The organism is Streptomyces sp. NRRL F-6492 (assembly GCF_001280125.1).
GTDB lineage: Bacteria > Actinomycetota > Actinomycetes > Streptomycetales > Streptomycetaceae > Streptomyces.
In genome coordinates, this window is sequence record NZ_LGEG01000254.1 from 1 (window position 1) to 13,937 (window position 13,937).

At 69.6% G+C, this 13,937-nt stretch carries 9 protein-coding genes and 2 pseudogenes; 9 read left to right on the top strand and 2 right to left on the bottom strand.

Going from position 1 to position 13,937, the window contains the following annotated elements; all coding sequences use genetic code 11:
• Nucleotides 1-506 precede the first annotated feature (506 nt).
• Nucleotides 507-978: pseudogene (locus tag ADL08_RS37710) on the bottom strand (transposase); the annotation flags it as partial.
• A gap of 392 nt (nt 979-1,370) precedes the next feature.
• Here ADL08_RS37710 and ADL08_RS28505 point away from each other — a divergent pair.
• The 5 genes and pseudogenes from ADL08_RS28505 to ADL08_RS28525 all read left to right on the top strand — a co-directional run bounded on the left by ADL08_RS28505 (nt 1,371) and on the right by ADL08_RS28525 (nt 7,406).
• On the top strand, nt 1,371-2,522 hold the full coding sequence (locus ADL08_RS28505) for an exonuclease SbcCD subunit D (protein WP_053648016.1): 1,152 nt from the start codon (nt 1,371-1,373) through the stop codon (nt 2,520-2,522).
• A complete protein-coding gene (locus ADL08_RS28510; RefSeq protein ID WP_053648018.1) occupies nt 2,522-5,539 on the top strand; it encodes an AAA family ATPase in 3,018 nt (1,005 codons plus the stop codon). Before ADL08_RS28505 ends, ADL08_RS28510 begins: the two co-directional genes overlap by 1 nt.
• 128 nt (nt 5,540-5,667) lie before the next feature.
• Nucleotides 5,668-6,051 (top strand): annotated as a pseudogene (locus tag ADL08_RS28515) (YunG family protein); the annotation flags it as partial.
• A gap of 60 nt (nt 6,052-6,111) precedes the next feature.
• Entirely contained in the window at nt 6,112-6,606 is a 495-nt protein-coding gene (locus tag ADL08_RS28520) for an NUDIX hydrolase (protein WP_078968002.1), read from the top strand.
• A 368-nt stretch (nt 6,607-6,974) separates the two neighbouring features.
• Nucleotides 6,975-7,406 (top strand): hypothetical protein, encoded by a 432-nt coding sequence (locus tag ADL08_RS28525; protein WP_053648020.1) that lies wholly within the window; start codon nt 6,975-6,977, stop codon nt 7,404-7,406.
• 806 nt (nt 7,407-8,212) lie between these two features.
• Here ADL08_RS28525 and ADL08_RS28535 read toward each other — a convergent pair.
• Nucleotides 8,213-9,010 carry a hypothetical protein gene (locus ADL08_RS28535; protein ID WP_053648022.1) on the bottom strand — a complete coding sequence of 266 codons (798 nt, stop codon included), beginning with the start codon at nt 9,008-9,010 and terminating at the stop codon, nt 8,213-8,215.
• A gap of 240 nt (nt 9,011-9,250) precedes the next feature.
• Between ADL08_RS28535 and tap the strand changes: the two genes are divergently transcribed.
• The 4 genes from tap to ADL08_RS28555 all read left to right on the top strand — a co-directional run bounded on the left by tap (nt 9,251) and on the right by ADL08_RS28555 (nt 13,795).
• Complete coding sequence (gene tap / locus ADL08_RS28540; protein WP_053648024.1) at nt 9,251-11,428, top strand: telomere-associated protein Tap; 2,178 nt, start codon at nt 9,251-9,253, stop codon at nt 11,426-11,428.
• Nucleotides 11,429-11,652: 224 nt separating this feature from the next.
• On the top strand, nt 11,653-12,210 hold the full coding sequence (gene tpg / locus ADL08_RS28545) for a telomere-protecting terminal protein Tpg (protein ID WP_053648026.1): 558 nt from the start codon (nt 11,653-11,655) through the stop codon (nt 12,208-12,210).
• 203 nt (nt 12,211-12,413) lie between these two features.
• Nucleotides 12,414-12,797: a hypothetical protein gene (locus ADL08_RS28550; RefSeq protein ID WP_053648028.1), complete on the top strand. Its 384-nt coding sequence runs from the start codon at nt 12,414-12,416 to the stop codon at nt 12,795-12,797.
• Nucleotides 12,798-13,210: 413 nt separating this feature from the next.
• Entirely contained in the window at nt 13,211-13,795 is a 585-nt protein-coding gene (locus tag ADL08_RS28555; RefSeq protein ID WP_234352296.1) for a DUF6193 family natural product biosynthesis protein, read from the top strand.
• The last annotated feature ends 142 nt before the right edge of the window (nt 13,796-13,937 follow it).

Here is a 13,937-nt window from a genome sequence, read left to right on the forward strand (position 1 = left end):
CATCGGTACCAACGATGTGTTCTCCTCGACGAACGTGATGCTTCTCGGGCTCATCGCCCTGGCCCTGCACCTGGCGGGCATCGGAGCCGGCCGGAGCACTCACACCTCCGGACGCCGCCCCTGGTCCCGCTCCTGATCCGCCCCTCCGCGACCAGCGCGTCCCATGGCGAGGGGCGAGCCGATGACACCGGCCAGGTCGAGAACGCCCATCAGCGGTTCACGCTCCGCATCGGCGGTGGGCATGACTGCTCCGGAGCGATCAGCCTGCCGCTGGCACGGCCCTGTAACCGGGGCGGCTGGGGAGTGTGGATCGTGAAACTGGGGGCATGCGGCTCTTGAGCGCATGGGACCGCTCTGAACAGGCAGGGCCTGCCGGTCTTTCCCCCCTTCCGGCAGGCTCTGGGGTGGTTGAACGGCCCGTACCACTGGGTGATGGTGCGGGCCGTTCGGCATGTGTGCCGACGGCACCGTGACGGCGAGGAAAACCGCATGCTCCACAGCGCTGGGCGTGTCTCCTTGTCGCGCTGCTTGTACGCCTCGGCGTCGAAGGCGGACGGTCGACCTCCGACGTGGCCTCGCCGCAGGCGGTGGCCGATCTGGTCGGACGGTCGAAGGATCACTGCGCGGATTCCATGCCGCCGAAGATGCGCACGGATCGCGCGGGACGAGTACGCACGGCCTGCCAGGACGATGCCGGGCCGGGTCCGCGGCCTTCCCGGCCAGCTTCGCGGAATGCGGTGCCCGCCATGACGGCCTCGAAGGCTGGTGCATCGCCCACCTGTCCCGCGGTGACGCGGAGGGCCAAGGGCCGTACGTGGCTGTCGTCGGAGAGGTGAACTCTCTTGTTCAGGCCGCCGCGGGAACGTCCGAGTGCGTGGTCTTCGGGTTCAGCCCGATCTGGCGCCCCTTTTTCCTGGCTCCTGCGGCGTGCTGATGGGCTCGGCGGACGGTGGAGCCCACTGACACTGCCCGGCCGGTGGCGTCGGTCATGCCCGACCGTCGCGCTACGGGGACGCCCCAGGGCCTTGTCCGGCGGATCAGGATCGAGTGCGCCGCGCCATGGGTCCGACGTTCCGGTGCGCGCATGCGTCAGAGGCCACCGGCGCTGCACCGCGGGTACGGGGCGGGCTCCGGGAACCCCCCCTGGGGCGGCCGGATCCTTGGCAGCGCGTCGACGGGGGAGCGGAGCCACACCGGCGTCCGGGCAAGGCCGCTTGTGCGGGGCTGTGCCGCGCCGCGATGTCCCTTTCGTTCTCTTCCTGGTGGAGGTCCGGGTCCTTGAGGGGCGAGCTGCCGGGAGATCACCCGAAAGGATCGTTCATCATGAAATCCACTCACAGCGTTGGCCTTTGTGGTTACGGTGTGTGCGCATGAGGATCCTGCACACATCCGACTGGCATCTGGGCCGTCAGCTCCATCGTGTTCCGCTCATCGACGAGCAACGCGCCTTCCTGCGGTTCCTCGTGGACACCGTTCGGGAGCACCGTGTCGATGTCGTGACGGTGGCGGGCGATGTGTTCGACCGGGCCATCCCGCCGCTCGACGCGATCGGCCTGTTCGACCAGGTCCTGGAGGAACTCGCCGGCATGCGCGTGCCGCTGGTGATGATCAGCGGCAACCACGACTCCCCGCGCCGGCTCGGCGTCAACGCCCGACTGATCGAACGCGCCGGAATCCACCTGCGCACCTCGGTGGACGACTGCGCCCGCCCGGCCGTCCTGAACGACGAGCACGGGCCGGTGGCGTTCTACGGGCTGCCCTACCTCGAACCCGGCCTGGTCCAGGCCCATTTCGAAACGGAAAAGCCCAGCCACGAGGCCGTTCTCGGCGCGGCGATGGACCAGGTACGCGCCGACCTGGCCACCCGCCCCGGTACCCGGTCGGTCGTCCTCGCCCATGCCTTCGTCACCGGCGCCGAACCCAGTGACAGCGAACGCGACATCACCGCCGGCGGCGTGTCCTCGGTCAGTGCCTCGGTGTTCGACGGAACCGACTACGTGGCCCTGGGGCACCTGCACCGCTGCCAGAAGATCACCGACCGCGTCCGCTACAGCGGATCGCCCCTGGCCTACTCCTTCTCCGAGGTCGACCACCCCAAGGCGATGTGGCTCGTCGACCTGGACGCACAGGGCCGCTTGGACGACCAGCGGATCCCGTGCCCGGTACCCCGCACCCTCGGCCGGCTCACCGGAACCCTGGACGCCCTGCTCGCCGACCCCGAGCACACCGAGCTCGAAAGATCCTGGCTCCACATCACCCTCACCGACCCCGACCGCCCGCACATGGCCATGGAACGGCTCAAGGAACGCTTTCCCCACACCCTCAGGCTCAGTTTCACCGCCGAGCACCACACCAGCGACGAGTCCTACGCCACCCGCGTCAACGGGCGCAGCGACCACGACATCGCCCTCGGCTTCCTCCACCACGTGACCAACGTCCCCGCCACCGCCCAAGAGCAGGACCTGCTGCGCGAAGGACTGGAAAGCGTCCGCGTCCAAGCCGCGGCACGAGAGGCCCACTGATGCACCTGCACCACCTCACCGTCCAGGCCTTCGGCCCCTTCGCCCGCACCGAGACCGTCGACTTCGACGCCCTGGCCGACAACGGCCTCTTCCTCCTGCGCGGCGACACCGGAGCCGGCAAGACCAGCGTCCTCGACGCCGTCTGCTTCGCCCTCTACGGCACCGTCCCCGGAATCCGCCCCACCCACCGCCTGCGCAGCGACCACGCCCCCACGACCACCCGCACCGCCGTCACCCTCGACTTCAGCTCCGCCGGCCGCCGCCTGAAGATCACCCGGACCCCCAGGCAGGAGCGCCCCAGCGCCCGCGCCAAAAGCGGCATCGCCACCGACGAAGCCACCGTCCAGCTCCACCAGCACACCAAAACCGCCGACGGCAACGACCGGTGGGACCCCGTCTGCGCGAACCACCAGGACGCGGCCAGAGAGATCGAAGCAGCCCTGGGCCTGAACAAGGAACAGTTCTGCCAGGTCGTCCTGCTGCCCCAGGGCGACTTCGCCAAGTTCCTCCGCTCCGACGCCAAGGACCGGGCCGGCCTGCTGCGCCGCCTCTTCGGTACCGGCCGCTTCCAGGAACTGCAGACCTGGCTGACCAACCGGAGCAAAGAAACACGGAAGAACCTCGACGAGGCCCTCACCGAAATCCGGCAGCTGGGCGAACGCATCGACCAGGAGGCACGCACCCTCCGCCCGCAGGACGACGCCGCCACCCGCCCCGGCACCGACGATCCCGCCGCGGTTCTCACCTGGACCCGGCAGCTCCTCACCCTGTCGGAGAAGGCCCAGGGCGCGGCGCGGGCCGACGCCGAGCGGAGCGATGAGGAACACCGCGAGGCCAAGAGCGATCACGAGAAGGCGGCCGACCTTGCCGAACGCCAGGCCCGGCACCGCGACGCCCTCGCCCGTCGAGCCGCACTCGACGACGGAGCCGCCGGCCATTCACAGCTGCGTGAGGAACTCGACCGCGGTCAGAACGCCCAGGCCGTACGTCCTCTGCTCGAGGTACTGGACCGTGCCGCCGCCGCACGGGAGGAAGCCCGCGCCGACGAACAGCAGGCCCGGGCCCGCCTCGCCCCGGAGCACCAGCAGGAAGACCTCCAGCGCCTGGGCGCCCACCTCGAGCGCCGGCACGCCGAGCGAGGCCGTGTCGAAGGACTGCTCCCCGACGAGCAGCTCCACACCCGGCTCGGCGACCAGCTCGAAGACCTCGCCGCCAAGGAACAGCAAGCACGCGCAGATTTCGACGAGGCCGAGAAGTGGCTCGCCACCTGGCCCGCGGAAGAGAGCCTGCACGCCGACGCCGTCGACTCCATGAACCGGGCCGAGGACAGCATCGCCCACCTCGAGCAGACCGTCCGCGACGCGACTGCCCGCCACGAGGGCGCCCTCCTGCGCGACAGCCTGGCCACACGTCTGGAAGTTGCCACGGAGGAGAAGAAAGAGCGCGCGGCCCAGGCGCTCCAGGCAAAGCAGGACTGGCTCGACCTGCGAGAACGCCGCCTCGACGGCATGGCCGGAGAACTCGCCGCCCAGCTCGGCCCCGGATCGCCCTGCACCGTATGCGGCTCCCGCGAACACCCGGCCCCCGCGCCTCTCCGGGACGACCAGCCCACACGAGAGGACGAGAGCGAAGCCCGAACCCTGCACGAGCAGACCGAACAGGCACTCGCGAAAGCCGATCTCGAGCACGGGGAGCTGGCCGAACAGCACGCCAGGGCCCTCGGCTCCGCCGGCACCACCGCCGCGGCCGAACTGGCCACCGCCCTGGAAAACGCCCGTACCGCCCACAAGGAAGCATGTGACACCGCCGCCGGTCTGCCTGCCGCACGAGAGGAACTCGCACGCCTGCGCACCGAACACGACACCCGTACCCGGCTGCGTCAGGAAGCAAGAGATGTGCTGACCGAGTGCCAGGCTCGCGGCCGGACACTGGCCCAGCGGCAGGCGGAACTCGCCCGCACCCTCGAGGACGCCCGTGTCGGCCACTCCAGTCTTCAGGCGCGTCTGGCCGACCTCACCCGTACGGCCGAGCGCCTCGACCACGCGATCACCACGGCGCAGACCGCAGCAGACGCCGAGGCCCGCCACGACGAAGCGCTCACCGGGGCGGACCAGGCGGCCCACAGTGCCGGCTTCGCCGACCGCGACGAAGCGGTCGACGCACTACGAGCCCCCGCCCTGCTCCAGCAGTGGGCCGAGGACCTCGAACGGTGGGGCAAGGAGGACGCCGTCGTCACCAGCGTCCTCACCGACCCCGGCCTGGTCGACGCAAGTCGCCAGCCCGCCCCCGACCCCACTGCGACAGCCCATGCCCTCCAGCGGGCCGAAGCCCGCCTCAAGGACACCGCGGGCACCTCTCGACAGGCCGAAGGGCGCGTCGCGGCACTGACCGAACTGGCCGCCGACATCGAGGCCCGTCTCGTCGGCCTCGAACCCCTCCAGCAGACCCACCGCCTCGTCGAGCGCCTGGCCTCCATCGCCTCGGCCAACACCGCCGCCAACACCCTCAGCATGGAACTCGAGGCCTACGTCCTGGCCGCACGCCTCGAGGAGATCGCCGCCGCCGCCAACACCCGCCTGCAGAACATGACCTCGGAGCGCTACCTCCTCGTCCACAGCGACGAGAAGGAGACCGGCCGCCGCGGCCGCCTGAAGGCCGGCCTCGGCCTGCGGGTCCTCGACACGTGGACCGGCACCGAACGCGAGACCTCCACCCTGTCCGGAGGCGAGACCTTCACCGCCTCCCTCGCGCTCGCCCTCGGCCTGGCCGACGTCGTCACTCAGGAAGCCAGCGGACGCCCCCTGGGCACCCTCTTCATCGACGAAGGCTTCGGCACCCTCGACGAACAGAACCTCCAGGACGTCATGGACGTCTTGGACCAGCTCCGCGCAGGCAACCGCACCGTCGGGATCATCAGCCACGTCCCCGAACTCAGCCGCCGCATCCCCAGCCAGCTCAACGTGAGGAAACACCGCGACGGCTCCACCCTGCGCCCCCTGACCGGCGCCGACCTGTAGCACCCCCAGGGTGTACCGCACGCCTGCCGGCACGGTCGTGCGGTACACGTCTCCTTGCATGAGCGGACGGCCTCGCGCGGCAGCAGCGCCCCAGGCCGTTGTCAGTGCCCGCGGGCAGGATCAGGGGCATGACGCCGTTGCTTCTTTCCGACATCGAACGAGCCGTTCGCAGCAGCTGGAGTGCCGAGACGTGCACGCCTGAGTTCCGATCGCGCTGGACCGAGGACAATCCGGCTCGGGACCAGTGCGGGGTGACCGCCATGGTGCTCAACGACCTGTTGGGAGGCGAGCTGATCCGCGGGGAGGTCCACGTCGACGGAGAGCGTGTGGACTACCACTGGTGGAACCGGCTGAGTATGGGCCTCGAGATCGATCTCACCCGCGAGCAGTTCGGGCCGGAGGAGACCGTCACGGGCGGCGTTGTCATCCCTCGCCCGCCCGTGACCGAGTGGCGCAGGCTCCGTGAGGAGTATGAGCTTCTCCGCGACCGGGTCTTGGAGAAGCTCGATCGGCATCAAACATCCGCCTCTGTGGCCGTGCCCCGGCAGCCATGTGGGGAGCCGGGGGAAGAGATGGTCGAGCGTGTGGACGAGCAAGACCAGGTCTTGGCGGTGGTCGGCCGGGGCGAGGCCGTCCGCCGTGGCTGGTTGCACCGGATTGCCGTGACGGTGTGCCGGGATCGGGAAGGCCGGATCCTCGTGCACCGTCGCTCTGAACACGTCGATCGATTCCCGGGACACTACGAGGTGGGGTCGGGCGGTGCCGTTGCCCCGGGCGAGTCCTATGAGGAGGCCGCATCGCGCGAACTGGCCGAGGAACTGGGTGTTCGAGTGCCGGTCCGCTTCGTCGTGAAGTTCCTGAACCGCAGCGGGCTCAGCCCCCATTGGCTCGCGGTGCACGAGGCCGTCCTGCCCGACGACCTGTGTCCCGATCCGGACGAAGTGATGTGGCACGGCTGGCTGTCGGAGTCCGAGCTCCTCAGGTCGATGGGGGAGGAACTCTTCACTCCGGACACCCGTGACGTCTTGAGCCACTATTTTTCCGCCGTGGAGCGGAGGACTGTCTGATCGTCGCTCGCGGCGGTTCTCAGCGAAGGTCGAGCGAGCGGCGGCGCCGGGCCTGGCGCGAGCTGGGCGAGACGGGAGTCCTGCCGAAGGGCCCCGGGAAGAACTCGGCTCAGTGAAGCCCGGATGGCCAGGCTGGTGCGCGAGCTAGAGCATGGCCGCCTGCCCACGGCCGGGCCTGGCCACGGGTAAGAGCACCCGCACGGTGAAGCGCGGGCTGAAGACGCCGCAGTACCGACCAGAGGCCATCGATGGTTGCCTCGTCGGCGCCCGTCTGCCTCTCAGCACGTGACGGCAAGAAGATGCCGTGCCCTCGGCCGCGCCTTGGAATCCGATTGCCGTCGGCCCGTCGAGTGTGCAGATAATCCGGCATGAGCAGAATCGCTGAGGTCATCGTGCTGGCACGGTTCGCGGACGAGGTGATGGAACCCCTGACGCGGCCGGACGACTCGCGCGACTGGCAAGGCCGTTTCGAGCGGCTCCACCCGGTCGACGGGTGGGTGATCGAGTTCAACCATGTACATCCGCGATCCGGCCTGTTCCGACACCTGGAGTCCCTGGAGTGGCCGAACCCGGAGAGCGTGCAGGTACTCGTCCATGACGAGGAAGACGACTGCTTCGGGCTGTGGATGATCCAAGACGGCGTGCTGACCGAGATGTCACTTCCCGGCCATAGGCGTCTGCACCCTCCAGCGCCGGTCACTGAGGACTCCCCACCCGACCCGGGCCTGCTGTGGCGAACGGAAACGACCGTTCCGCCCGGATTCTCCATCGAGCGGCAGGACCCACGCCCGGCCTGGTAGGGCTCACTCGCCCACGACATCACCACCCGCGTGGCGACAAGGCCCGATCTTCGGAACCGACCACACCTGTGGCTTGGCGCTGTGGGTTCGCCCCTGTGGCAACCCGAACGCTCGGCGGCGGGACCGAGGAGCTCGGCCTTCGGGAGTCAGGTGCCGACCAGGCCCCACGCATCGAGCCCGCCGTAGACATGGGCCCGCAGGCAGTGGAGGCGCTGAAGCCTGAGGCTTCGCCGCGGTAGGGGGCGATGAGCGGGTCCTTGCCCCGCCACCAGGTGTCAGCGAGTCCCTGGGCTTCGGGTACCGGCTCGCATCCGTCGAGGTTCAGGTCCTCGACGGCGCTGCCTTCGAGCTTCGTGATGGTCTCGCCCCGGTAGCCCGCGTGGTCAGCCAGTGCCAAGGCCTCCACCCATCCCTCCGTGCCGGCGTGCAGCGGCGTCCGGTGGTCGGCGTCGATCCCGAACTCGCCTCCTGGCCCGATCATGAACCCGTGGGCCATGGACACGCGACAGCCGTCGGCCGGGAACCGCCATCCGTCCGCGGCCGAGCCCTCGGGGCATCGGCTTCCAGAACGCGCGGGCCGCCCTCGTGTTCGGGGGGCCGGGGGCAGGGCGAGACCGCCCCAGAACTCTTGAAAGGCGACAGCCCGGTCGATCTCGGCGTCCGGAACCCCTTGCCTGAGCCGTGCCTCCCGAAAGAGCTTGAGGCCGCGGTGTGGAACACGCAGCCCGTGTCCCCGACGAACTACCGAGCTCGCCGGCTCGAGCCTTCAGGAGCCTGAGGAACCAGCGGCACTCGGGGGCCTGCCGTCACGGTTGCCGCCTCTCGTACGGAGAGGTCGGCACGGCCGGGTGCGGCGGTGCCGTCGGCTGCGGAGCGCTGGACCAACGGACGGGGTCGCCGCCGGGGCCGCTGGTGAGCCAGGACCCGCCGCCCAGGGGCACCAGCTCGTACGGGTTGCTCGCCTCGACGGTGAACTCGCCGCCGAGGGTGCCCGTGCGTACGTCGACCAGGTGGTGACGGAACCACTCCTCTTCGTCCTGACCCTCACCGCCCGGGGTGACGATGGCCGTGTCCTCGGTCAGGTAGCCGCCGCTCCATTCCGCGAAGGACTCCTCCGGGTCGTACCCGAAGGCTTCGACGGGGAGGGTGAAGAGCACGTTCCCGTCGGGGTGGTCGTGGAAGGCGCCGTGCCCGACCGTCTCCAGTTCCCGGCGGACGACAACCACACCGCTGTCGGCGTCGTGCACGACCCACCGGTCCCCGCCCCCGCGTCCCGCCATCGCGTCCGGCCGGTAGACCCACACCGTCCGGTCGTCCTGAGACAGCGCACAGCCGGGCCGGTGGCCATGGCGTACGTCAGAGTGCGGTTCGAAGTCCGAGGCCCACATGAGGTCGCCGGCGCGCGTGAGGCACACGACTCCGTTCAGCGTCGTGTACACGACCCGCTCCAGGTCCTGCCGGACCACCGACGCTACGACCTCCTCGCCGTCCCGCGGCTGGAAAATCGCTGCGGGCTCCAGCGTCCCGTAGACGTCGGCGCCCACGACGTAGGCGTGGATCCGCCCGCCGCGGAGACGCGTGATGACCTTCGGTGGCGGCAGCAATCACCCCCTGAGGCTAATGGCCGGCTCAGGAACCTCAAGAGCTGGGGCGGCGTCCGCCCGGGCCGGGGAGGCGCGGGCCGGCTGCAACGCTCAAGGAAGAACGAGAACACCAAGTTCCGACAACACAGCGTCTTGGTTGCAGGGGCGCAAGACGCTCCAGGTGCACCCCCTCTCAAGAATCAACCGATAGGGTTAAAAGTGAAGGCTAAAGAGGGGGTTAATTCTGCTAGGGTCCATGGTATGGGTCTTAGTGAGGAAGAACTGCTTGCCGCGGCCGAGGAGTTGCTGGCGGAGGAGCCGCAGCTTCCCTCCCCGGCCGAGCGCGCTCGTCTGCGTGAGGCCGCCGGCATCACGCAGACTCGCCTTGCCGCCGCGCTGAAGACCACGACGCAGACGATCAAGAACTGGGAGAACGGCAGGAGCGAGCCGCGCTCGCCCCGTCTGGAGGCGTACCAGCGGATTCTGAGCGGCTGGGCGGTGAAGCACCCCGCGCACGGCACACCGATCGCGGCACCGACCCCCGCGCCGACACCACAGTCGCAGCTGCCGCCTCCGCAGACACCGCTCCCACAGATGCCGCCCCCGCTCTCCGGACCCGTCGCCCCTGATCCGCAGGCAGAGCCCCTCATGCCGAAGCCTGCCCCCGCCGCGGCAAGCACACCCCAGCACCAGCCCGTCTCCGAGCCCTCCGCCAGACGCCTCACGCCGCCGCGGTTGCCCGTGGGGGAGAAGACGGCCCCGGCAGTGCTCGACCCTCGCTTTCCGGGGGGACCGCTCGCCGTCCTGGACGGCGACGGGACCGCATACGGCGTCGGCGGGATCGTGCTGGAGTGCCCGGCGACCACGATCGTGGAACTGGTCGAGTGGACCCTCGCACGGTCCGGCATCGGCGCCGCCAAGCTCCACCGCTACGGCACGGATTCCGACCCCCTCATCGTTCTGACCGCGGCCGCGGCGGCGAAGTTCGGCCTGCCCGAGCGTCTGGAGGACCGCCGCGGTCTGCGCCTGCCCCAGGACCATCCGGTGGTCAAGCAGGTGATGAAAGCGAAGTGGCAGCTCACCCAGCGCGGCTTCGGCCCCTGGCCCCGCATCTACCGCAAGGCCCGGGGACGCGACCGCCAGTGCGTCCAGCTCGCGATTCTGCCCTGGGACGCCCTGGACTCCCGCTCCTGGCCCGGCGTCGACGAAGCGGAGATGGCCCCGGCCGACATCGCCCGAGTCCTCGGCGTCTACGCACAGCGCGTCATCACCCCCCGCGGCTCCACAGCCGTCTCCGGCCTGGAACTGATGACCGCACTGCGCCCGCCGACCAAGCCCGTACGCGAGGAGGAGAGCGGCGACTGGACCCGTGGCCACCACGCCGGAAGCCTCGGAACCGACCCGCTGCCGCCGGCACCTCCGGAAGCCCGCCCCGAACACCCCGTCGTCGTCCGCACCGGCTGGACCGGCGGCTTCGTCAACGAAGAGGCCTACCAGTGGATCCGCGACATCGACCTCCTCACCGGTGAGGAGGCGGCACTCCCGTACGCGGTCGGCCTCGACCTCAACACCGCCTTCCTCGCCTCCACCGCCCGCCTGATGGTCGGCCTCTCCGAACCCGACCACTTCACGCGCCCGAAGTTCTACCCCAAGGTCACCGGCTCCTGGCTCGTCGACCTCTCCCACATCGACCTCGACCCCCGCCTGCCCAGCCCGTTCACACCGACCGGCCGACGCCCCACGGGCCCGGCCTGGTACCAGACCCACACCGTCGCCTACGCCCAGGAACTCGGCTACAACGTCGACATCCTGGAGGCGTACCTGCGCCGCGAGACCGGCGCCTACCTCGACCCGTGGCACGACCGGCTCAAGACCGCCTACGCCCGGACTCTGGCCGACCTCGGCGTCACCCCCGACCTCACCGACGCGGCGTTCCTCGCCGCGATGGAGGTCCACAAGCAGGTCGACCCGGCGATGGCCGCCGTCCTCGCCGCGATCAAGGCAACGGTGAAGGGCGGCATCGGCAAGCTCTTCGAAGGACCCCAGGGCACGGGCTACAAGGACGGCGAGGAATGGCCGGCCATGAAACGCCCCACCTGGGCCCCCTGGATCCGCAACGCGATCATCTCCAAGACCCGCGTCAACATGCACCGCAAGCTCGCCAACATGGCCAAGTTCACCGGCATGTACCCGCTCGCGGTCCTCTCCGACTGCGTCGTCTACCCCGCCGCCAGCGCCAGCCCGCTCGACTTCCTCCCCTACGCCGAGTCGGGCAAGCCGATCCCCGGTGCCTTCCGGCTCGGCCCCACGCCGGGCCGGGCCAAGCTGGAAGGCGTACAGCCGATGACGTGGGCGGTCGACCTGATGGAACAGGGCTACAACCCCGCCCGCCACATCAAGGGCGACGGCCACGACGCCGTCATGGACGAAGGCGAATAACCCCACAACCACCATCCACCGGCCCACCCCGAACACCGACCCGCCACGCCGGCGGAGGCCCACACCCACCCGCCGCCCACCTCCGGCCTCTCCCGGCCCCGCAGACCGTCTCCCCCTGGCACCGACGACCCCGCGACCCGGACAAGACACGCGACCAAGGCCCCGCTCACCAGCCCGGCCCCGGACGCCCCGCCCCCTCCGCCCTCCGACAGGAGCTCAACCAGATGACCGGAGAGATCGACGACGCCCTGAAGCGCGCCGACCAGGAAAGCTTCACAAGACAGCCCCCCAAGACTCTCCAGGCCCGGATCAACTACCTGATCCGCCGACTCGGCACCGCCAAAGCCGTCGCCGCAGAGATCGGCGTCACCGCCGACTCCGTCAACCGCTACCGCCGTGGCGCCCGGAAAAACCCGCCCAAGAACATCGCCGCCCAGATCGAGACGGCCGTGAAGACCCGCTGGCAGCCAGGCGTCCGCCGCCGTCGACGCAAGCAGGCCGCCGCCACCGGCATCAAGGTCTCCACCCGCGCCCGCTTCGGCTACACCGCCCCCATCGGCACCACCGACGACGGCCGTCTCCGCCGCCTCACCGTCAACCTCCCCGCCACCTACGCCCAGCGCCTCTTCGACGCCCAGGACCAAGGCCTCAGCGACCAGCACCAGCGCGCGATCATGGCCGAAGGATTCAAGGAGGCCTACTTCCAGGACAACGGCGCCCGCGCCGCGGGACTCTCCGAAGTCAGACTCACCGACATCGACTACCTCGACATCGAGTACTGAGGCGTCGTCCCGTTCGGCGGGTCTGCTGTAGCGGATCGAGCCGAAGCGCGATGGTTGTCACCAAGGCAGGTGTGTTGTCACTTTGTGCCGGTGCGACTTCTGCGGTGGATTGCCTCGGGTCGATCGAACTGACACCGGCCTGAGCCTGTCGAAGGCATCTGTGCTCCTTACCCGGCCGCCGACCCGGCGGGCAGACTGCGCACATGCAGCTCCCCGCCGAAGCCGTTGCCGCCACCGTGCTGATCGAAGTCGTCCGGATCTCCGCCCTTCCCACTGGACGAGACGACCCGTACCCAGGCACGACGGTCGTCCACTGGGCCGGGAGCGAAGCTGCCGCCGCCCTGGCCCTGATCGAGAGCCTGCCCGGCAGTGAACAGCACCGATGCGGCTTCTCGCCTGGCTGGAGCGTCCGGGCGTACGACAACTCTCTCGACCTGGTGCTGTTCGAGGCGGCGTTCTGCTTCACCTGCCATGAGGTCCGCATGCAGGGAACGGCTGTGCCGCCCGCACTGGCCACGCAGTTCTTCGACCCGGGCGCCTTGCCAGCCCGGTCCCTATTGTCTCTCTTCCGCAAGGCAGCTCCATAGCCGACCGGGACGAGCGTCACGTCTCAGCCTGGTGACAGGAAGGTTGCCGATTGCACGTCTGTGACAACCAGGCTGCTTCGGCCGTTCCCATTCACCAGCTCAGCCGGTCCCGCTGGTGACAACTACCGTGCTTCGACTCACGGATCGAGCCGAGGCGAGGTAGTCGTCACAAAGGCAGACTTGTTGTCACCGGCGAGGCTGCGGGTCGTTGGGGCCGTCCATCCCGGGAATCAGCGGTTCGGGCACGATCAGGAGCCCTGCCCACCCCTCCTGATCCCTCTGTCCTGTACCCCGACATTGCGGCCTTCGGCAGCCTCGCCACAGCGCTTCGGTTCGAGGCGGAAGACTGCCTCGCCGGTGTCCCCGTCACGTCGTCGGAGCTTGATCCGCTGCTCCATGCGACCGTCACGAGCATGCTGCCGCACCGCGAGCCACTGCGGATCAGCGCATGGGCACACCAGCGGCGGTGGTCGATCCGCGGCACGGAACCGTTCCAGAGCCTCTCCCTCATCGATGGCAGCACGGACGACCTGGCGGAGGTCACCAGGGCCGCCCGGGCCTGGCACGACGGGGCGCCCCTGAACGACATTCACCGGGCGGCACCCTTCGTACACCTGACCGGCCGGTTCGAGGTGCCCGATCTCGATACTGCACGCCTGGCGGAATCCGAGTGGCAGAGCCTGCACGTGGAGGCGCGCGAGGCGGACTACGTCTGGCAAGGGACGTACCAAGCCCTGATCGAGGCGGCGCACGCCGAGCCGGCGCTTCGTGCCCTCTACCCGTTCACGAGCCACTGGGCGTTGCGCTTCTCGACCACCACTCGCCCGCGCCTGACCGTTGTCGGACCGTGCCTGACTGCGGGCAGCGACGGCACGTACGGGGTGGGGACAGGGTTCATCACGCCGGACCTCGGCCTGTTCGCCACAGCGCATGAGGCCGTGGCGGTGGCCACGCGCCATATGCCGTCCGGGCTCGGCCCGGTCACGCTTGGCTGGTGACCTCGGCCGACAGAGGAGCCGTGCGGATACGACCACTGCCCGCATCGCCCCGGCACTGGTGACAGAAAGGCTGCCGAACAAGCGCTCGTCACAAGCGCTTGTGACAAGTCGAATGCATCGTTGCTGACAACCAGGCCGCTTC